Annotated in this window: 22 protein-coding genes and 2 pseudogenes; all 24 read right to left on the reverse strand. The window is 49.7% G+C overall.

What is annotated here, in order from left to right:
- Position 1: 1 nt before the first annotated feature.
- Positions 2–4,900, reverse strand: coding sequence for an EndoU domain-containing protein (locus tag SAQUA_RS04020; protein WP_380678065.1), 4,899 nt, complete (start codon positions 4,898–4,900; stop codon positions 2–4).
- 7 nt (positions 4,901–4,907) lie between these two features.
- Complete coding sequence (locus tag SAQUA_RS04025) at positions 4,908–5,693, reverse strand: DUF4123 domain-containing protein (RefSeq protein ID WP_380678067.1); 786 nt, start codon at positions 5,691–5,693, stop codon at positions 4,908–4,910.
- Positions 5,694–6,383: 690 nt separating this feature from the next.
- On the reverse strand, positions 6,384–9,032 hold the full coding sequence (locus SAQUA_RS04030; protein ID WP_380678069.1) for an alpha-amylase family glycosyl hydrolase: 2,649 nt from the start codon (positions 9,030–9,032) through the stop codon (positions 6,384–6,386).
- 136 nt (positions 9,033–9,168) lie between these two features.
- The gene (locus SAQUA_RS04035) at positions 9,169–10,533 is read right to left on the reverse strand and encodes an alpha/beta hydrolase-fold protein (RefSeq protein WP_380678071.1); all 1,365 of its coding nucleotides are present in this window, start codon (positions 10,531–10,533) and stop codon (positions 9,169–9,171) included.
- A 167-nt stretch (positions 10,534–10,700) separates the two neighbouring features.
- Positions 10,701–12,191, reverse strand: a complete 1,491-nt coding sequence (locus SAQUA_RS04040) for a helix-turn-helix transcriptional regulator (protein ID WP_380678073.1) — start codon at positions 12,189–12,191, stop codon at positions 10,701–10,703.
- A 98-nt stretch (positions 12,192–12,289) separates the two neighbouring features.
- The gene (locus tag SAQUA_RS04045; RefSeq protein WP_380678075.1) at positions 12,290–12,433 is read right to left on the reverse strand and encodes a hypothetical protein; all 144 of its coding nucleotides are present in this window, start codon (positions 12,431–12,433) and stop codon (positions 12,290–12,292) included.
- 64 nt (positions 12,434–12,497) lie between these two features.
- Complete coding sequence (locus SAQUA_RS04050) at positions 12,498–12,854, reverse strand: hypothetical protein (RefSeq protein ID WP_380678077.1); 357 nt, start codon at positions 12,852–12,854, stop codon at positions 12,498–12,500.
- 24 nt (positions 12,855–12,878) lie between these two features.
- Positions 12,879–13,037 carry a hypothetical protein gene (locus SAQUA_RS04055; RefSeq protein WP_380678079.1) on the reverse strand — a complete coding sequence of 53 codons (159 nt, stop codon included), beginning with the start codon at positions 13,035–13,037 and terminating at the stop codon, positions 12,879–12,881.
- Between the two features lie 54 nt (positions 13,038–13,091).
- Positions 13,092–13,538, reverse strand: coding sequence for an SMI1/KNR4 family protein (locus tag SAQUA_RS04060; RefSeq protein WP_380678081.1), 447 nt, complete (start codon positions 13,536–13,538; stop codon positions 13,092–13,094).
- 11 nt (positions 13,539–13,549) lie between these two features.
- Positions 13,550–13,833 (reverse strand): annotated as a pseudogene (locus SAQUA_RS04065) (IS1 family transposase).
- The gene (locus SAQUA_RS04070) at positions 13,818–13,982 is read right to left on the reverse strand and encodes an IS1-like element transposase (RefSeq protein WP_380678083.1); all 165 of its coding nucleotides are present in this window, start codon (positions 13,980–13,982) and stop codon (positions 13,818–13,820) included. The pseudogene SAQUA_RS04065 and the gene SAQUA_RS04070 overlap by 16 nt, the downstream one beginning before the upstream one ends.
- Before the next feature lie 15 nt (positions 13,983–13,997).
- Positions 13,998–14,162, reverse strand: coding sequence for an IS1 family transposase (locus SAQUA_RS04075; protein ID WP_380678085.1), 165 nt, complete (start codon positions 14,160–14,162; stop codon positions 13,998–14,000).
- A gap of 66 nt (positions 14,163–14,228) precedes the next feature.
- Positions 14,229–14,612, reverse strand: a complete 384-nt coding sequence (locus SAQUA_RS04080; RefSeq protein WP_380678087.1) for a hypothetical protein — start codon at positions 14,610–14,612, stop codon at positions 14,229–14,231.
- Positions 14,609–17,260: an RHS repeat-associated core domain-containing protein gene (locus SAQUA_RS04085; RefSeq protein ID WP_404413135.1), complete on the reverse strand. Its 2,652-nt coding sequence runs from the start codon at positions 17,258–17,260 to the stop codon at positions 14,609–14,611. The genes SAQUA_RS04080 and SAQUA_RS04085 overlap by 4 nt, the downstream gene beginning before the upstream one ends.
- Positions 17,261–17,272: 12 nt before the next feature.
- Positions 17,273–17,374, reverse strand: a pseudogene (locus SAQUA_RS04090) (hypothetical protein); the annotation flags it as partial.
- A gap of 19 nt (positions 17,375–17,393) precedes the next feature.
- Positions 17,394–17,666 (reverse strand): IS66 family insertion sequence element accessory protein TnpA, encoded by a 273-nt coding sequence (tnpA, locus tag SAQUA_RS04095; protein WP_380678089.1) that lies wholly within the window; start codon positions 17,664–17,666, stop codon positions 17,394–17,396.
- 290 nt (positions 17,667–17,956) lie between these two features.
- Complete coding sequence (locus SAQUA_RS04100) at positions 17,957–18,340, reverse strand: hypothetical protein (protein ID WP_380678091.1); 384 nt, start codon at positions 18,338–18,340, stop codon at positions 17,957–17,959.
- On the reverse strand, positions 18,333–19,607 hold the full coding sequence (locus SAQUA_RS04105; RefSeq protein ID WP_380678264.1) for an RHS repeat-associated core domain-containing protein: 1,275 nt from the start codon (positions 19,605–19,607) through the stop codon (positions 18,333–18,335). The genes SAQUA_RS04100 and SAQUA_RS04105 overlap by 8 nt, the downstream gene beginning before the upstream one ends.
- A 2-nt stretch (positions 19,608–19,609) precedes the next feature.
- A complete protein-coding gene (locus tag SAQUA_RS04110; protein ID WP_380678093.1) occupies positions 19,610–19,981 on the reverse strand; it encodes a hypothetical protein in 372 nt (123 codons plus the stop codon).
- Between the two features lie 80 nt (positions 19,982–20,061).
- Complete coding sequence (locus tag SAQUA_RS04115) at positions 20,062–20,541, reverse strand: hypothetical protein (RefSeq protein WP_380678095.1); 480 nt, start codon at positions 20,539–20,541, stop codon at positions 20,062–20,064.
- A gap of 142 nt (positions 20,542–20,683) precedes the next feature.
- Positions 20,684–20,977 (reverse strand): SMI1/KNR4 family protein, encoded by a 294-nt coding sequence (locus tag SAQUA_RS04120; RefSeq protein WP_380678266.1) that lies wholly within the window; start codon positions 20,975–20,977, stop codon positions 20,684–20,686.
- The gene (locus SAQUA_RS04125; protein ID WP_380678097.1) at positions 20,934–21,140 is read right to left on the reverse strand and encodes an SMI1/KNR4 family protein; all 207 of its coding nucleotides are present in this window, start codon (positions 21,138–21,140) and stop codon (positions 20,934–20,936) included. Before SAQUA_RS04125 ends, SAQUA_RS04120 begins: the two co-directional genes overlap by 44 nt.
- Before the next feature lie 838 nt (positions 21,141–21,978).
- A complete protein-coding gene (locus tag SAQUA_RS04130) occupies positions 21,979–22,326 on the reverse strand; it encodes a hypothetical protein (RefSeq protein ID WP_380678099.1) in 348 nt (115 codons plus the stop codon).
- A 338-nt stretch (positions 22,327–22,664) separates the two neighbouring features.
- Positions 22,665–22,952 carry a hypothetical protein gene (locus SAQUA_RS04135; protein WP_380678101.1) on the reverse strand — a complete coding sequence of 96 codons (288 nt, stop codon included), beginning with the start codon at positions 22,950–22,952 and terminating at the stop codon, positions 22,665–22,667.
- Positions 22,953–22,959: the final 7 nt, after the last annotated feature.

The following is a 22,959-nucleotide window of genomic DNA, read 5'->3' on the forward strand; positions in this document are numbered from 1 at the left end:
CTTACTCCTTAATTTTATTTAATGGGGCTAACTCAGGGAACGCTGTATTAATTTTACCATTTTTGTCAATATATCCACCGATACTTACACCTGACGGTGAAGTGCCGGACCACTTTCCTGTAGGCAGTGTTGTTGAGTTAGCATAAGCACCCTTTACTTCATTTAATATTTTTGCTCGATCCCATTCTTTAGGGAAGAATGTCGACTCTGGACCTTTAGCAATCCACTGCCCTGTCGCCGGGTTAAATATTTCTACTTTTCCTTTATAAACGCCCATCTCATTAGGAGCCTGAGTGATTTCTGTTACTCGAGCTTTACCCTCATAGCCGATCCCGCGTTCATGGTGGAAGCCGACTGCCTTTCCTTTCTTGTTTATCTCCCCATGGAAGATATGCTCGGCGTTAACTCTGGGCGGACAGTCCCCCTGCGCACTCGCCAGCCCCAGCGGATCTACCCACCCGGTTGGGTTCGGCACATACTGCGTCTGGTTCAGCCCACCCGCCAGCCCTATCGGGTCGGGGGTGATAAAGCGTGCGGTTTCCGGTGAGTAATAACGGTGCCGGTTATAGTGCAGCCCGCTTTCACTGTCGTAATACTGCCCCTGAAAACGCAGCGGTTGCCCCACGGTCTCGACGAACGCTACCGCCAGATTGCCGTAGGCGCGGTACGCCACACTCCAGGCAACCTGACCTTTACCATTCACCAGCTCTTGCGGGGTGCCCAGGTGGTCATTCAGGTAGTAGTAGATTTCCGCCTTGCGCCCTTTGCCCAGCAACTGTGCCAACGGCGCAAAGCTGTCCGGGCTGTACAGGTAGCTTTTGTAGGTGGCCTGGTAGGCCGGTTTCGGGTCATCGGCGGTAAAGATATTATCATTGTCGGCACATTCCGCCACCATCCGGTCACCCTGCCAGAAGAAGCGGGTAAGGGCATCCGGGCGTTGGGCCAGCAGGTCCCGCTTCTTGATGCGGCGGCCAAAGGCATCGTAGGCGTAGGTGAAGTGGGTTTTCTGCCCCTGCCGCTCTTCGATAAACTCCACCAGCCGGTGCTGGCAGTCGTAGCGGAACTCCCGCACCCAGCGCGGTTTTTCACTGCGAACTTCGCGCGTCAGGTTGCCAAACTCGTCATACTCGAAGCGGGTGTCTCCCTGCTGCTTCAGCAGGTTGCCCCGGGTTGTTGCGCCATTCCCCAGCACGTTACCGGCGGCGTCGTGCTGAAACTGCTCACGGGTGCCCTGCCAGCGAAACGCCTGCGGCACGGTCTCGGGGTAGGCTATCGGGTGATGCTGGGCCTCGGTCAGGCGGTGCTGATGGTCGTAACGGTATTCCCGGTTGCCTTTGTGCGGGTCGAGGATATGGGTCAGGTTGCCCGTCGGGTCATAGTCGTAATGGCGCTGCATCAGGCGAGTGATGGCGGGCTGCTCACCGGCGGTTTCCGCTGCCGCAATAGCAGTGGCCTGTTGATGGCGCAGCCGCTGCTGGCCGTCGTAGTCAAACTCGCTAACCACTTCGCCGGTGATACGGCGGATTTCCCGCTCGCCACGATACTTATGTTCACTCAGTACGCGGCCATTGAGGTCAATGCGCGCGACCTGCCCCTGATGATAATGGTACGCCAGCAGGTTGCCGTCGGGCAGGCGCTGGCGGGTGAGGTTACCGGCACTGTCATACCCGTAGAACAGGCTGGCAAAGCCCTGATACTCTTCGGTCAGCCGCCCGGCCTCGTCGTAGCCATAGGCCAGCGGCCACTGGCCATCATCCACCAGACGCAGGCGGTTAAAGCTGTCGTAGGCGTAACTGATGACGTTGCCGTCCGGTAATACCTTGCGCATCAGTCGGCCCGCCGCGTCCCGTTCATAGCGGGTGACCAGTGCGGTCTGTTCGCTCTGGCGGGTGCCGTACTCGGTGCGCTGTGTCAGGTGCCCGTTAAGGTCGTAGTCATAGACAAAGTGACGCCCGTCGAAGGTGTGCTCTTCACTGACCAGCCCGTTGGGGTGGTAAGCCAGCCGGTGGTGTTCACCGTTCTGGTTGATGATGTCGCTGACAAAGTTCTTGGTGTTGTCATAGCGGTATTCCACCTGACTGAGGTCGGGGTAAATCACCCGGCTGACCAGATGGGAATGGGGGTAATACTCATACTGGGTGGTCAGGCCTTTTTCATCCCGTTCGCTGGTCACCTTGCCATAGGCGTTGTAGCGGTAATGCCGCGTGGTGCCATCAGGAGCCTGAATGGTCTCCAAGCGGTTGGCCGCGTTCCAGCTATAGCGTGTGACGTTCGCCCCGGCGCCGTCCAGCCGCGGGTTGTCACTGTGCCGCACCAACTGCCCCAGGGCGTTGTAGCGGTAGTAGTGGCTCTGCCCATTGCGCTGATGGTGCTCCAGCACCTGGCCAAAGGCATCGCGGACAAAACGCTCGCGGCTGCCATCCGGGTAGTGCACCTCTTCCAGCCCGCCCTGTTCAGACCAGCGGTAATGGCAGCTATTACCCAGCGCATCGGTCTCTTCCGTCAGGTTGCCGTGGGTATCATAACGGTAGTGCTCACGGACGTTGTCCTCGCCGTCCACGCTATAGGTGGTTTTCTCCACCACCCGGCCACGGATGTATCGATAACGGATCTCCTGCCCGTCGGGGGCGCGCACCCAGGTACACTGCAAGTCACGGTTGTAGCCATACTCGGTGCGGTTACCCAGCGGGTCGGTTTCACTCAGCAGTTCGCCGCGTTCACCATAGGTATGCAGGTGAACCGCCCCGTCCGGGTCGACCTTTTTCAGCAGACGACGGTAGCGGGTATCGTGCTGCCAGGTCTCGCGTGAGCCATCCTGATGGACGACGGTGACGGCACCCGGTTCTTCGTCCCACAGGTAGTGCTGATCAAAATTCGGCAGGTTGCTCCAGTGGCGCACGGCGCGGGCCAGTTTGCCTTCCCCTTGCCATTCCCAGTAAAACTCGGCCCCACCGGCCAGTTGCCGCAGGCTGAACACATGGTCTTCACGGTACTGATAACGCTCGGTTTCCCCGGCCGCATTGGCGGCGGCGCTCAGTTGCCCCCGTTCATCGTAGGCATAGGTCATCAGTGGGTGAGGGGCGTCTTTGCTCCCGGTGGTCGGAACCAGGCTCAGTTGCGTCAGCCGCCACCCCTGCGGCAGTTGCTGATAGCTGAACTGCAGGGCGATCCCCGCCGGGTGTACCAGCCGTACCGGCAGCCCCTGGTGATATTCAACGGACAACCGCAATTGTTTTTGTGAAAAACCGATAATGTGCCCGGTTGTTTGCCCCGGCACCCGCTGCACATGCAGCATCCAGCCTTCCAGGCTGTTGGCCGTCAGGCAATATTCATCGTCCTCTTCCCCCAGATAGGCGGCGGCTCCTGCCAGCAGGTTAAGCCCGCTTGGCGCAGCCTCGGAGGGCAAAGGGAGCGCGGTGGTGAGCGACTGATGATCGGTCCAGCGCACCTCGTCACCGATAAACTCCACTGTATGCTGCAGGCTGTGGCTCCAGCCAAAACCGAACACCGAGGGGCGTTCGACGGCGCTGCTGCGGTACTGGCGCTGGAAGATAAACGGGGCCAGGCCAATCAATCGCCCGTCTTCCAGGCTCAACAGTTCTTCACCATTAATCAGCGACACCGGGCAACCGGTCGCTGGGTTACACTCGTTGTCCCGTGTGGGTTTGCCTACCGGGTCCTGTGCAGGCTGATTTTTTTCTTTTTTTGCCGTGTCTACAGGTTCGGCATGAGTTGACGAACTCAGAAGGTTTTCCCGGTTCTGTTTCAACGTCGCATTAGCTTGACGCTTGGCGTTCCATTCACGCGTTTTGTTAAAGAAACTCTCCACCAGTTTCAGCGTAGAGAACAGGATCGTTTTGATCCCCTTCCAGATAAGCTGCATTGCGCTGCCCAGCTTTTTGAGCGCCTTCCCCAGCTTGTAGACCAGAAAGGCCAGCCCCAGCCCCCCGGTGACCAGCGACAGCAGAGCACCGATGACAATCCCCACCAGGGTATCGCCAATCATCGCCCCGCCAGCATTCGCCAACGGTGCCAACAGCGTTCCCCAGGGGTACATGCGCAAATGCAGTTCTACCGAGCGGGTAAACAGATACAGCGCCGCTTCATCATTGAACAGCGCCAGCAGTTCACGGGCCATCTGTTTGCTGTTGCCGAGTAAGGCTTCAATATTCTGCACGTCGACCTGGGTGATCAGATCTTTGTATTTGCCTGCTTCTGTGTAGATCTTTTGCCCGTACTTTTTGGGATCGGAGACCACGTCGAAAGCCAGCTTGATATCCCCCCACATACTGAAGATACCGTCGTACAGCCCCTTGCCGAAGGTTGTCAGCAGGGCTTCATCAATCTTGTTGAGCTGCCACTGGGGTCTGTAGGTCAGCCATTGTGCCGACAGGGTGCTGTACATCTCCAGCATCAGGCCATCATAGGCGTGAAGCATCTGGTCAGTGTGCTGTTCAAGTTGGGTGTCGATCGCTCTGACATAATACTTCTTGCCCGCCGTCAGGTTGGGGAAACGCGCCTCACCTTGCTGATCGGTTTTTTGTGTGCCGACCTTCGTGCCCAGGAGCCTACGGGAACCTTCATACAGCTCAATGGTGACATCGGGGATCGGCAGATTGAGCGTAGACTGGTAGGCGAGGGCAATCTTGACCTCCCCGCTCTTCGGGCAGGTGACCACCGAGCTATCAAAGCTTTTTTCTTTCTCAGAAATCACCGTTTTCTCACCATTGAGGCTGAGGGTTTTTTCCATTTCCAGCGTCGGTCCACCAGCAGCCCCAATTACTTTGTTGGGTATGGCCCACTCTTTAATGAGCTGCCGGTATTCCTCTGTGATCAGCGTCTTGTTTTTAAAGGCCAGCAGGCTCTGGTCAATGCCAGTGATATAAGCGGTTGTCATCATCCATTACTCACGGTCGAAAAGCGGAAACATCCAGGGTGAGCACCTCGAAAGGATTGGTGCGTCGATTCACTGCGTCCAGAAGCGCTTGAGACAAACGGGCCGTGCGCTTTGCCGGATCCGGCGTCTGCTGCCAGATCTGCGGGTAGAGTCGCAGCGCCATCTGGCGCAGTACCTGCTCCGGTACCGATTGGTAGAGCTCGAATGCGTTCTCGCGTAACCAGGTCAGCAGGTTATCGAGCAATGGCGTGGGGTCTTCATCCAGTAGCGTATCCAGCAGCCCTTGCGGCACTCGCCACCAGGGGCTGGTCATGGCGATGGCGGCAGGGTCTATCGGGCAGGTAAATTCGTTGCCGTTCATCCAATAGTCGGAGAACACCGGCAAAACGTCGCGCCAGCTTTCACCAAAATAGCGCAGGTGGCCGAGCAGATAGCGGCCATCCCAGTAACGGAAAAACACCGCGTTACCGTTGGGCATCAATACCTGGGTCAGGCCACGCAGGTGGGCCGTCAGCGTGGCTTGCGGCAGAGGGGAACGGGCGAGCCATCCCCAGTTGCGCAGGGGCGTGTCTGCGACCCAGCGCAGAAAGGGGCTGTGGTCGTTGAGTGGGACCAGCACCGGCATCACTTCAAACCAGTTGGCATAGGGCGTATCGGCATAGAGCCCGTAGGGGGTGCGGCTGCCATCCTCACGGTAATAGGCCTTGATAGCCTGCGCGCCGTGGGTATTGGCCAGGACGGCGAACAACTGCGTGCCTGCCGTTTTCCTCACCCAATCCTGTACGGTCTGTTGCATGTGTCTTGCTCCTTGACAGCGGGTGGCAGGTTAAATCCCACCCCCTTCCTGTTTACACTTTTCGCACTCTTTACTGCAGGGAGCGTCCTGTTGAACGCCGTCTGCTGGGCCGACGTCAGGGCCAGCTAATGAGGATAATCACCAATAAAATAACGACAAAAGTTGGGTTTTTCAGGACGTCTCAGCACCCCGATAATGAAACTTCAGGCACGAGTACAAGTAAAGGCGGGTTCTGTTAGAATTTTTGCAAAAACAGGGGATTACTCTATTAGGCTGTGTCCCTTAATTGCCCGTGGTGCCGTCGCAGACCCAAAAGCCCGTTATCAAGGCGGAGGGGGAAGGGCAGAGTGGCCCTCTGTTCAAACCCGACTTTACTTCGAACGGGCTTTTGGGGCGCGACCCTACGGGCTGGGGCCAATTTCGCGCATTGCGGCGTTGTTCGCCGCTTATTTGGTCCACCAAACCTCGCGGCTCACGCCTTGCCCTGCGCGCAAATGACCACCAGCGGCGCTCACGTGCAATTAAGGGACACAGCCTAGTGATAAGTTTGTTTGATTAGTAGTGTTGAAGTATTACGTGGCATGGGTGGCTATTAGCTCTCTATCAATACGACCTTCGTTGGACGTATTGGTATTATCGAGCAAGCCAGTCTGGCCGCTCCTGCAAGCGGCCAGACCCTGTTGCCGTTATTTAATCGCTCAAGCCAATCAACGGGAGATCATCCCAAATCAGCGGATCTCGCTCTGTGCCACCGGAAAAGCTCCAGAGAGCGGGGGCTATTTGCAGTGGGCGATAGGTACTTGAAAGACCATCGAGATCCCAGGTTGTGACATAGAATTGAATGCCGTCCAGGCTCATCGGATCCCCAAGGGCTGTGCTTGCAAAATCGAAGTTAATCGTCCGACTGGCTTTGTCCACCGTGATGGTTGGTGCCGGAGTGATAGACTCGCCGAGTTGATCGGAAGTGGCCCCCTGGCTGCTGTAAAGACTGTTTTGCCATCCAAAAGCCAGCACCTGCCGATGCCATGTCTGGCCACCCGGCATAGTCGCGTTAAGCTTAGGCAGCATACTTAACCCGCCCTCTTGACCGGGTAGGTGGATAAAGATGCTAAAGCCCACATGATCGAACCCCAAGGTGGGTAACCAGGTGTCCGAGACGCTGGCCATTTGTAAGCTCAGGCGCACATTGCTGCCAACCTGGTATACCTGGGCCTGCTCTATCGCCAATTGAGGGTTCACTTTATCGTAGCTGGCATCTTCTGGCAGGCTGTAGTTGCCCATCGGGCCCCCCATGCCATTTGCGGCATCGCCGCTGTCATCCACTGTGATACTTGGTAAATCGGGGAAAATGACACTGCTCTGGAAATGCACATCCGCAGTTGAACTGCCGCTAGCCTCTTCGTAGAGCGCCAGGCGGTGGGATTGCAAGCCGACCTGGAAATGACGCAAGCTGAGCAGCCCCTGCCAGTTGCCGTTTTCGTCCACGGTAATGCTGTTAGCCGTTCCCAGGCGGCCATCAATGACCAATCTTATCTGGCTGCCCGGCGTGCCCGTACCGGTGATAGTGAAATCCGTATCCAGGATCTTGCCTTGCAGATCTGTCGCCAGAGCCATTGCGTGGTCCTGCTGAAGAGGTTGCCCACTACCGTCGGCAATCACCATCAACGCCGACTTGGGTTGCAGGGGAAGCGTCAAGGTCCCGTCCTCTGCGGTCACTATCTCCTGACTCTCGTCCATGTTGAGAGTATTAAGAATGCGCAGGCGAGTATTCCCACCCAAGCCGGTCTCCATCCTGTTGAGCAGTATCGTCTCCTGGGCGGTGTTGAGGATCACTAAAAGGTCATTACCATCAATGTGACGGTGATAGGCAAGAACACCGGCCCCGTTTTTTTCTTCAGCCAGAATGGTTAAGTTGCCCCGTGACAGCACCTTGTGCTGCTGACGCAGTGTGGTCAACTTCTGGATGAAACGATACATATCCGAGTTGCTATCAAACGAATCAATCTGTTGGCCATCTTCCCGATAGCCGTTCTCGAACATGGCATCACGATAGCCGGCAAAAGCCTGCTCGGTTCCTTGGTAGAGAACCGGTATTCCCGGTAGCGTCAGCATGGTGAACAGGGCCTGTTTGAGATCGTTCAGATTCGCCTGAGCTAGGAAACGTGCCATGTCATGGTTTTCGATGAAGTTACCCAGCCGATAAGGGTCGGGATACATCTCCATCATCTTACGTAGTCTAAAGCCCAACTCTGCGGTTGGGCGTCCGCCCCCAAACACCTGTGACATGGTCGCCTGAAGGGGAAAATTAAGCATAGATTCGAGCTCGGGCTTTTCCTGGGTTCCCAGATACGCAATCAGTTTCTCCTCTCCCTCAGTGTTGTAGGGGGTAGAGGCTTCAAAGATTTCTCCAAGGCTCAAAAAGTCGTTGCGTCCTGTCTCTTTGGCTTTTTCCAGGATGCCATTCTGGCTATGGAAGAAGTCGTTGTAAAAATCGTGCTCGACAAATTTGACGGTATCAACCCGGAATGCGTCCACGCCGACCTGCTCAATCCAGTACCGATAGCTCTGTTTAAGGTAATCGCGAACCGCCGGGGTGGTGGTGTTGAGGTCGTCAAGATCGGACAACTGATAGGTTAACTGCTGGTTCAGATCGTTGTGGTCGGCTATCTGGGGCGTCCAGTGGTAAATGGCAGCCTGCTGAGCTTCAGGGCTGTTGCACTGGTTCAGGTTTAGCGGAGGGGGCAGGCTCTGACCGGCAGCCAGGGAGTTGGGGATCAGTTCAAAGCCTTGGCAAGGTTGGGCCGGATCATAGCTACCTGAGTAGGTAAAGTAGTTACCAACATGGTTCACGACGATATCCTGGATCAGATACATGCCACGTTGGTGTAGCTCAGTTGTCAGCGCTTGATACTGCTCAAGATCGCCAAAATGCTCGTCGATCTTTTGCATATCCCTGGCCCAATAACCGTGGTAGCCGCCATAATTTTGGGCGGGATCCCACCACTGGTTGGCTACTGGCGGCGTCATCCAGACGGTAGTGGCACCAAGCCCGGCGATGTAATCCAGTTTCTGCTGTACGCCTGCGATATCACCACCGCTAAATTTCTTGTCACTGGTGGGATCGAACTCTCCAGTACCCTGATCGTTATTGGAACTATCCCCGTCGTTGAAGCGATCGATCATCAGGAAGTAGATGATCTGATCGCGCCAATCGGGTGAGGCGACATGGCGGTAGGAAGAGGATTGCCCACCGCTGTCATTACTATCGAAGCAACCGGCTAAGACCAATGACACCGCCGTAGCCAGTAGCCCCAAACGAGTCTTTCTTATTATGTTCATTTATTTTCCCAGTTCTCTATGAATACCTATCAAGCATTCTTGCGAGAGAACAGAGAAATTAAATTAGCATTTCACGCCATAATAGTGACTTATAATGCCAGTCTGCGACTATGTGATAATCTTCACATTACGCTGGTTATCTCTCCATTGTCGCCATATAAACATCGGCAAAGCGTTCTGACCATGATAATTCATCATGCAACCCGCCGCTGATCAATGGGCAGGAAACATCAGAGTGCCCAACCTTTTTCACGCTGCTGCACATGGCTTGCATGCCTTCGATCAGCATTTCTGGTTCTGGCGCATAAGCTAAACGCTCCTGAGTGCCCATATCCATATAGATCCGGGTTGGATAGTTAATCGGATCTGAATTTTGCTCGATATAATTGCGTAATTCATAGCCGTGCATAGGATCGTCTTGTGCGACAACCGAGAAAGCCATGAGTTTTGAAAAACGCTCTTTCAGACGAGTACCTACATACAGGGTCATATATCCCCCCATAGAACTACCAGCCAAAGCGGTAGTTTCACGGCTGATATTCACCCGATAATTATTCTCTATATAGGGCATGACGACCTCAGCAATAAAATCACTGGTCTCTTCGCCAAGCGGAACGATATGCCCCGTGCCAGCAAGATCCCATTCCCAGGCAGTATATTCACGATAACGAGCCTTCTTATATTCCCCATTAACTTCAGGGTTCAGTGCGGTGTCATCATTTTCATTCGGTGAGTCTATGCCGACCACAATGGCCCCTTTGGTTTTTCCTTCACTGACGAGTCTTTCAAGCGTTTCGTCAATCTGCCACTCCATGCCATATCCTGCGGTAATTTCATCAAAAAGATTTTGCCCATCAAACATATAGAGCACAGGGTAAGACTCATTATTCTGGTCATAGCCTGCAGGAAGATAGATTCTGACTGTACGTTGCGCTGTAGTGAGTTGCGGGGTGCTAAATACCTGTGTTTCAACTTTACCTACCAATGTTGAGGGTTTTTCTTTTACTCCACCCTCCAGGTCTTTCCATTTTTTTATCGAAAAATGCTGAGTATTATTTTTACCATCAAAAATAATCCGGCGGTTATGAATGGCGTATCCATTTTCATCCAGTTCTTCTGAATCCCAACTACCACGCGTAAACTTGAATTGGTGTACGTCGCCAATCTTGTTAAATGGCACATCAATTTTATAATGGCATTGCTCGCCGCCGGGCTGTAAAGGAAGCGGCGGTTTTTTTTCAAGATCGCTGAGGTCATTACCCCCATTCCAGCCATTCATCGTTCCTGCCAGATAGATATTTTCTCCTTCTGTAGTACCAGTAGGTATATTATCCACACAAAACGTCACTGTATTAGGCGGTTGAACAGCCGCTGGTGAATTTTCACTTTTATTATCACATGCGGTTATTAGCCAAGGTGCTAAAAATAAAACAGGAATATACTTTGATGCATTTATACCCATGCGCTCTCCCTTTGCTTTATTTTTTATAAGAATTTTCATGTATCCTATTATCCTAAGTTGTAACCAGAGTATTGTGTGGTGCGCACATACTTTATTGAATGGGTTCAGCAAAGCATATTAATAGCAGCAGAAAGGAATGTGACTAGCATGTAACGCCAAAAAAATAGCATTTCATGCCAGTTTGCTGGAGTGTGATCTCTCTCAACCTACAAGCACTGTGGGGAATATCCAACGCCATTATTATCGAGAGTCAGTTTAGCCCCGCCAACCTGACTGAAATGGAATATCAGAGGCAATCCGGTGTCTGGATGATCTATTATTCCCTGCCATTCCCAAGCCCCTGGGTGTTGGCGACCACGCAGTGGTTGAGGAGGAGAATTGTCGTGGCACACAACATTGACCTGAGACCAATAATCGCGGCTGAAGAGGCGAACCAGTACGGCATTTTTCCCTTTATCACCCATGACGGTGATCAACTGATGGCAAACTGCGGGTTGCGAGCCTAGCAGCACCGGGCCATTGAGGCAGTAATCATGGCCTCGGTCGTTAGCAATATGCGTCTTTCCGCCGACTTGATATTTGATATGAAAGCGAAATGGCGCGTGCACAGGCAGATTTGAGGTTGACCATAACTCAAGCTCCTTACTCAAGGCACGTTCAAAGGTAGCGCTATAAGGTCGCCATAGTCCGTCCTTATCCTCCCCTACGACGGTAACGGACTTGACGAACGACAGGTTGCGCAGGGCAATCCAGATCCTGGCTCCATTGCAGTGATACTGTTCCTTATGCCTTTCCTGGCGGATCGCGTAGTAGAGGCTGACTGCGGGCAATTCATCATTCTGGCTGGATGTGTGTTCATAGTATTGCTGACGATACTTTCCGGGGGACATGGCAAACCATTTGCGGAACGCTCGCTGAAAGCTCGGCGTATCTCTGTAGCCTAATTGCTGCCCTATCTGCTGGGTGGTGAAGCGTTTAACAGAAAGTAAGCTAATTGCATTATTGCGGCGTACCTCCTCCAATAGTTGGTTATAGCTGGTTCCCAGCGTTCGGAACTTGCGCTGTAGCGTGCGTGGTGGCGTATGGTGCAGGGCGGCTAACTCACTCAATTGGGGCGGTGTCGGCAAGGCTTGCGTCAACTGTTGCTTGACTTGCTCCAACAACCCTTGTGGCTGAGATCCCTGTAGGGAGAGGTGATGTAACAGCTTACTCAGTATGTCGTTAAGGTGGGATTGCGGGTTTTGTTGCTGTTGAGCTCCCACATGGAGGGTGGGGTGGGGCGCATAATGAGAAGGAAGCAGCCGAAAATGCAGTGGTGTGGTTGTTTTTTGCGACTGAGGCCATGCCAACCGCCATTCGAGAGAGGGATAGATACGGCTGAGGCTCAAATACCAGAGTTGTAGTAGCCACCAGAGTGGGGTCAAGTTAGCACAGGGGCTAAGGGCCTTAAAGGTGATACAGAAACTGAGCCCTGACTCTTGCCATACGGGGTACCACCCCAGATTGAGAAGGCGCAGGCTTTCACACCATTTCTGCAAGGCAATATTGCTGTTCTGTGCTGAGGCAGCGGTGTTTTCCACCAGACGCAGCAGATCTTCGCAACGCCACATCGAATCCCCGAGTTTGAGTACTTCCTGCCCGGTTGTGTTGGTCAACTGTTGCAAGAGCGATTGCCACGCCTTTTCGAATTCATCCATGAGACTTTGTCTGCACTTTTTAGGTAAGTGTTTCGGATATAGGCAATATACCGGAGTGCTGGAGAAGAAGCGTGGGCAGGGGGAGGTTAATTTACCGATTAAGAAGGGCTGGTTTTTGCAGATTTGCTGGGGGGCTGGTGGCTGTAAAGGGCGTAGGTGCAGATAAACAGCAGCATCTCATCGGAGAGGAGCACCAGCGTATCGGCGATCTCCTTGTTGCCCGTGGCATAGAGGCGTTTCATTTCCTTAACCTCTTTTTCTCCGATGTATATTGGTGTCTGTAGCTAAGTATAGCTTCTTAATCGCTTAGTAAATCCCCTCCTGCTCCGCTCTCTCAATAAATATATCTTGCAGATCCCCTTGCACTTCCAAGTCATCATAAATTAACTTGAAGTCTTTATTTAAATTTTTAACAAAATGACTTCCGTCAATAGTGCCAAAGATAGTGGATGCAGTGTCTGCTATTACTATTTTTAAGAAGGAGTTTAATAAAATTTTTTGCTCATTAGATAATTGAGAATATAATTTTACCATTCCTATATAGGCAGACTTACTGATGGTATTATCATAATCTATTGACTCAATATTTTTCTGATATAAGTGAAAATCTTCTATCAACAGCTCATCGAACAGTGCAGTGACAATCCTTTCATCAAGTTTCATTTCTCACTCGCGTTTTTATCTTTTTCACTTCAGGTATGGTCGTACTAGGTGACCATATGGCACGTTCAGCAGTTGCCCCAGCGGGTCGTAGTGGTATTCACGGGGCTGGCTGCCCTCGATAGCGGCCAGTTCCCCCTGTGCCTGATAACGGTTGCTGCCACAGGGTGTGCGGCGCGTCGTCACCGGGGCCAGCAGGTGGTGCTCTGTCAGGCGCCCCAGTGTTTTGCTATATTCATTTTATGTTCTTAACTCTACATATTCATTAAAGAAATCATAAAAATTCATTGCTATTCGATTGCTCGGTTTCCTTTTAAAAATGTCGTAGCTAATAATTTGACCATAAAGCTCTTGTGAGCAATCAATACACCAGCATACCTCATCATCTTTTAGATAAATGACAATATAATAACTCGGCAAACCAAATTCATTTCTCGCATATGATGTATTAAAATAGACTGTTCCACCATGACTTATACTCGCATCATTATCTTCTATACCTGATATTTCAGACTCAATTACACCACCACCGCCACAACTCAATAGGAAATCAGAGAATTCACGTGGGATTTTTACTGATAATAATGATTCTAATTTTTCAATTTGATCTTCTGTAACAGCACCAAACCAAAAGGTTTCCTCTTCGCTAGAGTTTAGTGCATTGATTAGTTCTTGATAATTGTACATATATTCCCTCATTAATTTAGCCGTTTTAATCGGTTGCGAAGATTCAGATTTTCACGCTCAATTCGTTGTATATAAAGCTTACCTGTGATGTGCTTTTCATTCGGCAGCATGTCCATAAGCGCTGAAGTTATCTGTGCACCAGAAGGCAACGTTAAAACCACTAATAGCTTCAATAACTTACGGAAAGTCTTTTTGCTTCGCGACCAAAAGCATAGGCAACAATTCTTTTGAGACGGGGTTCCCATGAATACCACAACCAGCACTGCTGCTTCTTGTTGCCTACAAATGACCACATTTCATCAAATTCGCAGATGAGCTGGATTGGCAGGTTGTCCAGTGGCAGCGTAGTGACACATCGCGGCGAGAGTTTTTTAAGGTACGCACAACAGCATTGATACTGATATGCAACGCCCGTGCGGTATCGCGGATACCTGAGTTGTTCATAGCAAGGTCAAAGATTTACTTTTTCATACCCTGGTGACAGGCGCGATAAGCGTAATCGAGCTGGAAAGTTCGGCAGCACATTTGGCACCGATAACGCTGATGGTCGGCTTTTCCCTGGCCGTGTTTTTTAGCGGATCCAGTCCGTTCACAAAATGAGCATTTCACATCAACTTTTGCCATTCGATATACTCTGTCAAAAGGGTGAGCTTACAACACAATCAACACGTTGAATACTTGACCCAAAATCTACTTTCTTCTTAAATTATGCATTTCCCGTTCAATCTCTTCTGGAGTTCTTTTACGTTTTTCAAATCCAACCACACCAATAACATTATGATTTAGATCCATAAAAATTTTCAATACGTGATTTTCATTGTGGCAATTTATAATTAATATTTTCTCATCTGAAATTTTCATCAGCATATCTATTAGCTCATTAATTCCAAAGTATTTAACTTCAGCCTTGCCAAGATATTTTCGATGTATTTTAAATTCATTGATAGCTATGCTTTTGTCATATTCGACCTCGATCAGTTTTATCGAAGTCGAAAGTAAATCAATTGCCTCTTTAGACAATTTTTTATTATCAAAACATCTGAGTCTGCTTGTTAAATAATCAATGGTTATCATGGTCTAAATACCTCAATGCCGCTATCACGAATCCCTTGCATAAGAACCTCTTGTTCAAAATACTTATCATCAGAAAACTCCCATGACCATTTTTCATTACCCTTTGGCGCTTCAGCTTTAACTCTCAAAATTATACCATCAGTCTGAGCATAGGAACGAGCTATAGCAGGGTCTCGCGTCCAAGAAGTATATGAACTAATACCAGAAACATTTCCTTCGTTATGAAGCTCCGGAGTAATGCCAGAATTTATATCACCAGGCTCAATCCGCCCATTAATATTATTATCAGCATCAGGATGTCCTCGATGTACACCGCGATAGTTATAAGTACCAACCCCCGCCTCTGGTAGCACAGGGATATCATCATATTTATCCCAACTAAACTGTCCATTTGCTGAACCTACAGGTTCTGGCTTTGTTGATGTTTTGGTGTTAATAACATCAAGCCCTAATGGGTCAATGAATGATATCGGGTTACTATCGGCATAGTGATAATTATTTAGCCCAGCTCGAAGTCCTATCGGATCCGCCGTTAAATACCGCCCCATCCCCGGATCATAATACCGGTTCAGGTTGTAATGCAGGCCGCTTTCCGGGTCTTCGTACTGCCCCTGAAAACGCAGTGGGTTATTAACCTTCGGCTGTGGGTGTTCATACGGATCATCCGGCGGGGTCCACGCTTCGAGCAGTTGGCCGTAGGCGCTGTATCGGCCTTTCCATACCGTGTTGCCCCGGATATCCGTCAGGCTGTGTGGCGTGCCCAGATGATCGTTCTGGTACCAGTAAGTGCTGACTTTCTGGCTGTTGACGCGTTTAGAACCGAGCACCGTCGCCATTGGCCGGTGGCTGTCCGGCTCATACAGGAACGTCTGCCAGTGGCTTTTATTGTCGGTTTCCGCAATCAGCTTATTGCCTTGCCACAGGTATTCGGTGATGTGGCCGTCTACCGTTTTGCGGGTCCGGCGGTTAAACGCATCGTAGGCATAGGTAGTCACGCGCCCGTGGGGATCGGTCCGTTTTATCAGCCGGTGCCGACAGTCATAGTCAAAGGTGGTCACCAGCTTGTGCGCCGTGCCGCGTCGCTCGACGGTCAGGTTGCCAAACCGATCATATTCAAAGTGCCGGTCACCAAAGAACGCCAGCCGGTTACCGGGCGCGGCGTGTTCCCCCTCGAACTGGCTGAGCCGATTGCCCGCCGCGTCGTACTGAAAACTTTCACCGGCTACGCTGTGGCGCTCTTCCGGCTTGGTGGTGCCGGGGAATTGCACATTCAGCAGTTGCCCCAGCGGGTCGTAGTGGTATTCACGTGGCTGGCTGCCCTCGATAGCGGCCAGTTCCCCCTGTGCCTGATAACGGTAGTGTTGCTGCCACAGGGTGTGCGGGGCGTCGTCACCCGGGGCCAGCAGGTGGTGCTCTGTCAGGCGCCCCAGCGGATCGTACTGGTAGCGGTTCTCCAGCCCGTTACCCTGGCGGCGAACCTGCTCACGCCCGGCGCTGTCGTGGCTGAACGCCAGCAGCGGTTGCCCGTCCAGGGTGATCCCCCGTACCTGCCCGAACTGATAGTGGTAATCCAGCCGTTGGCCGTCGGGCAGTTGGCTGGCGCTCAGCAGGCCGCTCTGCGGGTGATAGGCGTGGCGCTGGGTACCCCAGCCCTGGTGTTCCGCCACCAACCGGTCGGCAATGTCATATTCCCAGACCAGCGGGGTCTGCCCGTCATTGACCGCAATCAATCGCCCCAGCGCGTCGTAGTCATACTGCTCCACCAGCCCATCCGGCAGGGTCTTGCGCAGCAGTTTGCCCTGCCAGTCCCGCTGGTAGGTGGTGATTAGCGGTTCTGCGTCATGCTGGTTGCCGTATTCGCGCTTTTCAATCAGCCGATCGTTCAGATCGTAGGCGTAGGTGGTTTTTACCTGGTCAAACCCGATCTCTTCACTCAGCAACCCAGTGGCGGTGTAGCTCAGGCGGTAACGCTCGCCTTTGGCGTTGACGATCTCGCTCACCTGCAGATGGGCGTTGTCGTAGCGGTACTGCAATGCGCTGCCGTCCGGCAGGATTTTGCGTGTCAGCAGGTGGAGTGGGGCGGCATACTCGTAGCGTGTGACCATGCCCGCCGGATCGCGGGATTCGATCACCTTGCCGTAGGCATTGTAACGGTATTGCTGGGTGCGGCCATCCGGGGTGGTCTGTTCCAGCAGGCGGCCAAGCGCATCCCAAACATACTGGGTGGTGTTGCCCGCTTCATCAGTCACCGCAATCGGCTGGGTGCCTAGGGTGCTGTAGTGGTAGTGGCGCACGCTACCGCCACTGGCGGTGATCTCCAGTAAACGCCCTAAGGTATCCCAACGCAGGTTTTGTGTCACGCCGTCGGGAGTGGTGATGGATTGTACCCGGCCATCGGGGAAATAGCGGTATTCGGTGATCTGCTCGCCCGGTGCGCGGACGGCGCTGATATCGCCCTGGGGATTGATGCTGTTGAGCCACACCTGCTCCAGATGGCCAGTGCCGCGTGCCATGCGCTTGAGCTGGCCGTCCAGATAGGTGTAGCGCGTAATGCGTCCATCCGGGGTCATCTCGGCGCTGAGTGTGCCGTCGTCGTCGTAGAAATAGCGGGTCTGCTGGCCCAGCGCGTCGGTGGTACTGACGCGCAACCCCTGCTCGTTGTAGGTGTGGCGAATCTGGGCCCCATTGGCGGCCTGGCTTAACGTCAGGCGGGCCTGATCGTTGTACTGGTAAACTTCCTGGCTGCCGTCGTAGCGCCGCAGCGTGACTTTGCGTTGGCTGTCATCCCACTGATAGTGGGCACCTGACCGAACAGCCGTTGGGGAGGTTGAGCGTCACGGTGTCGGCGTCATTATTCCTAGGTATCACTCGGCGCGCAGGAATAAAGGCGGCAGGAACGGTCACGGTAGCGTCATCGCGATGATGCTTGAGCCAATAATAGAAGGTGGCTGGGTTTAAATCGTGTTGCCGACAATAGTGCTGCTCGGTTAATCCGCTCTGTTGCCAGGCATCGAGATGTTGTTGCCGCTCACTGTGAGAATACCGTTTTGCCATATTTCACCTCCGATTTGTTGTATTGAATGAAGGCAGCATGTGGCAACTGAGTTTTGTTAACAATACGAGTTCGCCGTTCGGTTACTTTCTTACCATGCTTGACTGAACAGAAGTGGGTTTGCCGGTCGCGTTGAGGTAGGGGTTAAGATTAGTCGAGGCGAGATCGTTATCAGCGCTGTGCTGGCGGAAATGTTAGCGTAATCGAGAGGGGCAGCCCTGAGTTTCCATTCTCAAGGCTGCAATTAGGCTGTGTTTACTGCACTTATTGTATTAATTTTCTAAAGAATAAATCACATATCTTTTAAATATTTTTTAGCTAAATGCCGGCTGCGCTGGGAGTGGAATTTATGTGAGCAAATAAATTTCAATATCTCTTTAAATTTCAATTTTTCATCTGAACTGATAAAACCAAGCCATTGTAAAGCAAGACTAGACCAATATTTAGACTCACTGCAAAGCGCATATTTTAAAAGTTCATCATATGGGAATTTATCACCAAGTTTTTCCTTGGTTGACTTAGGTGAGTATTCCAAAATAGGAAAGGCAAACCAAAAATCATTACTGGTTTTAAGGGGGAATATATTGTCATTGGACATGACGGCCCATTGCCCATCATTCAACAGGTAGATACCATTCCCATTCCTCATGGTCAATTTTTTTTTACCGTTACTCATTTTTCCACCTTTGATGTTTCACATCAATTCCGTACTCTCTCATTTGGTTAACAAATTTATTGCGAAGTTCTAATGTCCAGCGTTCTCCATAGTGTCCACTATGCTCATTTGTAAGAAATTCTCCGTTTTGTCCTCGTCTAAACATTCCACCTAAAACTTCTGTTCTATCTGATTTTATAGCTTCTGCTAGATTTTCATGAGGTGAATATAATGGAAGTGGATCTTTAGGACGTCCTACAGCAAACTTTCCTGTTTTAGGGTCAAAAACATATTCTATTGCCTCATTTTCTGGCGGAGAATAATGCCTAACTGCCCCAGATGATTTTGATGCAGGCTCTAGTCCAAGAACACCACTGGTCGGTCCGGAACCTTTCCACGATGGTAATGGTGTCTCACCTGCTTCAAGTACTGCGTTTTCAAATCCCGTTGAATCTGTTTTAAATAGACCTAGCGGATCCACCCAGCCAACCGGGTTTCCTTCCACATAGGCATACCCGTTCAACCCACCATTTAGCCTTATCGGATCCGCCGTTAAATACCGCCCCATCCCCGGGTCGTAGTAACGGTTCAGGTTGTAATGCAGGCCGCTTTCCGGGTCTTCGTACTGCCCCTGAAAACGTAGTGGGTTATTAACCTTCGGCTGAGGGTGTTCATACGGATCATCCGGCGGGGTCCACTCTTCGAGCAGTTGGCCGTAGGCGCTGTATCGGCCTTTCCATACCGCGTTGCCCCGGATATCCGTCAGGCTGTGTGGCGTGCCCAGATGATCGTTCTGGTACCAGTAAGTGCTGACTTTCTGGCTGTTGACGCGTTTAGAACCGAGCACCGTCGCCATTGGCCGGTGGCTGTTCGGCTCATACAGGAACGTCTGCCAGTGGCTTTTATTGTCGGTTTCCGCAATCAGCTTATTGCCTTGCCACAGGTATTCGGTGATGTGGCCGTCTACCGTTTTGCGGGTCCGGCGGTTAAACGCATCGTAGGCATAGGTGGTGACGCGCCCGTGGGGATCAGTTCGCTTTATCAGCCGGTGCCGACAGTCATAGTCAAAGGTGGTGACCAGCTTGTGGGCCGTGCCGCGCCGTTCGGCGGTCAGGTTGCCAAACCGGTCGTACTCAAAGTGGCGGTCACCAAATAACGCCAGCCGGTTACCGGGCGCGGCGTGTTCCCCCTCGTACTGGCTGAGCCGGTTGCCCGCCGCGTCGTACTGAAAACTTTCACCGGCTACGCTGTGGCGCTCTTCTGGTTTAGCGGTGCCGGGGAATTGCACATTCAGCAGTTGCCCCAGCGGATCGTAGTGGTACTCACGCGGCTGGCTGCCCTCGATAGCGGCCAGTTCCCCCTGTGCCTGATAACGGTAGTGTTGCTGCCACAGGGTGTGTGGTGCGTCGTCACCGGAGGCCAGCAACTGGCGCTCAGCAGCCCGCTCTGCGGGTGATAGGCGTGGCGCTGGGTGCTCCAGCCCTGATGTTCCGCCACCAGCCGGTCGGCAATGTCATATTCCCAGACCAGCGGGGTCTGCCCGTCATTGACCGCAATCAATCGCCCCAATATATCGTAGTCGTACTGCTCCACCAGCCCATCCGGCAGGGTCTTGCGCAGCAGTGGGCGGAGTGGGGTGGGCAACACATAGCGTGACAGCAATCATTTTGGGAAAATTTTGATTAGAGCGTAGGACGTAACTAAAAACGGAAAGAACTTCCTTTTTTCTTTCCGTTGTTGTCTCAAATAACTATTATTTTCTCCTTGGCATAACCGACGGGCCAATGCCCAATATAGTATATGTTTATAATGGTCTCCCATTTATTTCCAAGATTCAGGTATCTTTCAGATATATATTGCCTAAAAGAAAAACATATCCCATTCCTTGCCGCTTGACTAAAGTCGTGAGGTCCGCATATGAATTTATCCCTAGGCAAGTTTCTAGTTGCACTCATCACTGCTTTATTTGCTTTAATTCTTAATTCAGTAAGTTCCTTGGTGTTTTTTTGGGTTTTATAAAATGGGTCTTCTTGGGTTGCTGAAGTTGGTAACCATTCAACGTTTTCGTAAAGTCCTTTAAAGTCAATATCTGATGGGTTAACAAATACCCTATCAACATCCTTAATTAAAATAATATTTTCACTTTCTATATCTGAAAAACCCATATTGTAAAAGAAGCTTGATTTCTCTATTTTTTCTAAAATTACATTAATTTTAATCATATTTAAGCTTAGGGTTGCCTATCGTTTTTAGTGAAAGAATATTTAATTAATTGTGAGTTTTAATATTACGAATGCCACCTATTGTATATTGGCTAGATATTTAAGTGACTATTCTGGCACAAGGAAAACACAGAGAGCTACTTTACAAATAATCTGGATTTATATTAAGTCTATCAATAAATTCCTCAAGAGAATTAGCTAACTTCACTCTTGCTTCGTTTTCATCATGTAAATATATCCACACAGATGGAGTTGATTCATTTAAATCAAGGTAAAATTGATTATCTCCGCCATCTCTTGCTATTGGTAGTAAGCCTTTTCCAAGTGTTTCACCCCATCGGAAAATTGCCTTTTCTAAGGTTTCCTCATCTTTATTTTCTATAGAGTAAAAGCTATCTACACCAAATGAATTTTTCTCTGACAGGAAAAAAAGTATCTAACTCTGGATGCCCTCCATCATGTCGCTTTAATAATTGAATATAGTTTTTTGGTAACTTAAAACCTATTTTTTTCTCAACACTATAAATTAGTGATAAATCTCCATTAAACCCAGAGGTAGGAGTGCCACCATTGTTGATATTAAGTCTTTCAATATTCATTTTGCTTCCCTCACGTTAATTTTTAGGTGCGTCAGCAGGTATGGCCCATTCAGAATAGCCTACTGATGCACCTTTGCAGTGGCTGAATACCAGTAGCCCGCTCCGCAGGTGATAGGCGTGGCGCTGGGTGCGCCAGCTCTGCCATACCGCCGCTTCCTAATAAAATTATATTATGTGTGAGTGCTCCTTCTGACCAAATCTGAAATGGTTAATGTTTCCTACCAAAATAAATATGACTAAAATACATGATTGACTATTGCTAAAAAATATGTCAATCTATTAAATAGAATACTTACAATATTTTTATGAATAAATAATTTCCCATGTAATAATTTAATCCATTAACACTATCATTAATAGTGGCATCTTTCTTTTGACTTAATATATTAGTGATGACATCAAAAAAATGTTCACCATAATAAAATAGTTCAAGTTCATTTGTGTTGGAGAAATCAGGGAAAACTTCCTCATCTTCATCATTAACAACTGGGTAATAATCCAGATAACAAGTTAACGTTGGAGATGCATGAGTTATATGTTCTTTTGTGTAAATGCAAAGGTTGTTATTTTTACACTCATCAATTTTAACTATATTTATTACTTAATTTAACAGGATTTCTTTGTGAAAATATGAATTTATCATTCGTAATGGCCTTATTTTTTTTGGTTTTCCAGTAGAGGTATCGAGTCTGCCTTTTCTTCCATTATTACTACCGCCCCAGATAAGTCGCCAGTATCTTTAATGATTATATGTATATAAATTTAACTGGCCTAGATTATCCCTCGGCTCTTGTTAATTAAATTTCAGTTGCGAAATCTTGTTTGCAGATGATCCTCTTCAACTCTTAATGTTTTCCATTTTTTCTAAAAAAACACTCTGTAAATCACCTTGAATTTCAATATCATCATATAATAACTTGATTTCTCCATCTAAACATCCAAGGAACGTAGTTCCATCAATTGTTCCGAGTATGGTTGAAACTGAATTAGAAGTGATAATTCTGAAAAAATCATACATGGAATTTTTTTCATGGTCATCTAGTTGTGAAAAAATGTTTTTCACGGATGCAAAAGTAGTTGATAATTTTCTTTCAGAATTGTCTTCAAGAATGCTTTTATATTCATCTATATTATTAATAATCAACTCGGTAAAAATTTCATTTACAAATAGCTCATTATGATTCATTACTACCGTCTCTTATCAACCCGTTCATTATTTTCTTCCTTTTGACATAGATTTACCACCTACATTTCCTGTTTCAGCCCACCTATTAACCCAATCGGACTAATGTAAGATGGCAGTATCCCGCATAATCGTGCCATTTACATTTAGATACCTTTCAGCATCGCATATCGGTGGTATGAACGGCGTATCTGTCTGGTTGGTGGTTTGCAATATTCAGTGATTAAACAGATCGTCTAAATCGGGCTGGATTTTCTTCAACTGTTCTATTCTTTGTAATAGTTATTCACGCGGGCGTTTAAGAAAGAGCGCTGGGAGAACGCTCTTTTAATTAATTATACTTATTTTATTTTTTTAAAAAAATCACATAAAAAAACATCAATATCATTAAAGTCATTTAGCCTAAAATTGTTACTGTATATGCTCTTTTCTGTATTAATATCTAGAACTTCCAGATATACATCACCACTATTCCAAAAAGTTATTCTAGCGATTGATGTTTCACCATCAAGATCTAAGTATGCTGATGAGTTGTCTGAAGATTTATTTATGTGGAGTCTGGAAATAAAACCATCACTATTTAATTTGGAGGCTTTAGCCTCCGCCCATTTGCAAAAAAGATTTAGCATAATCACT

This window comes from Serratia aquatilis, from assembly GCF_044865145.1.
In the GTDB taxonomy this organism is placed as follows: Bacteria; Pseudomonadota; Gammaproteobacteria; order Enterobacterales; family Enterobacteriaceae; genus Chania; species Chania aquatilis.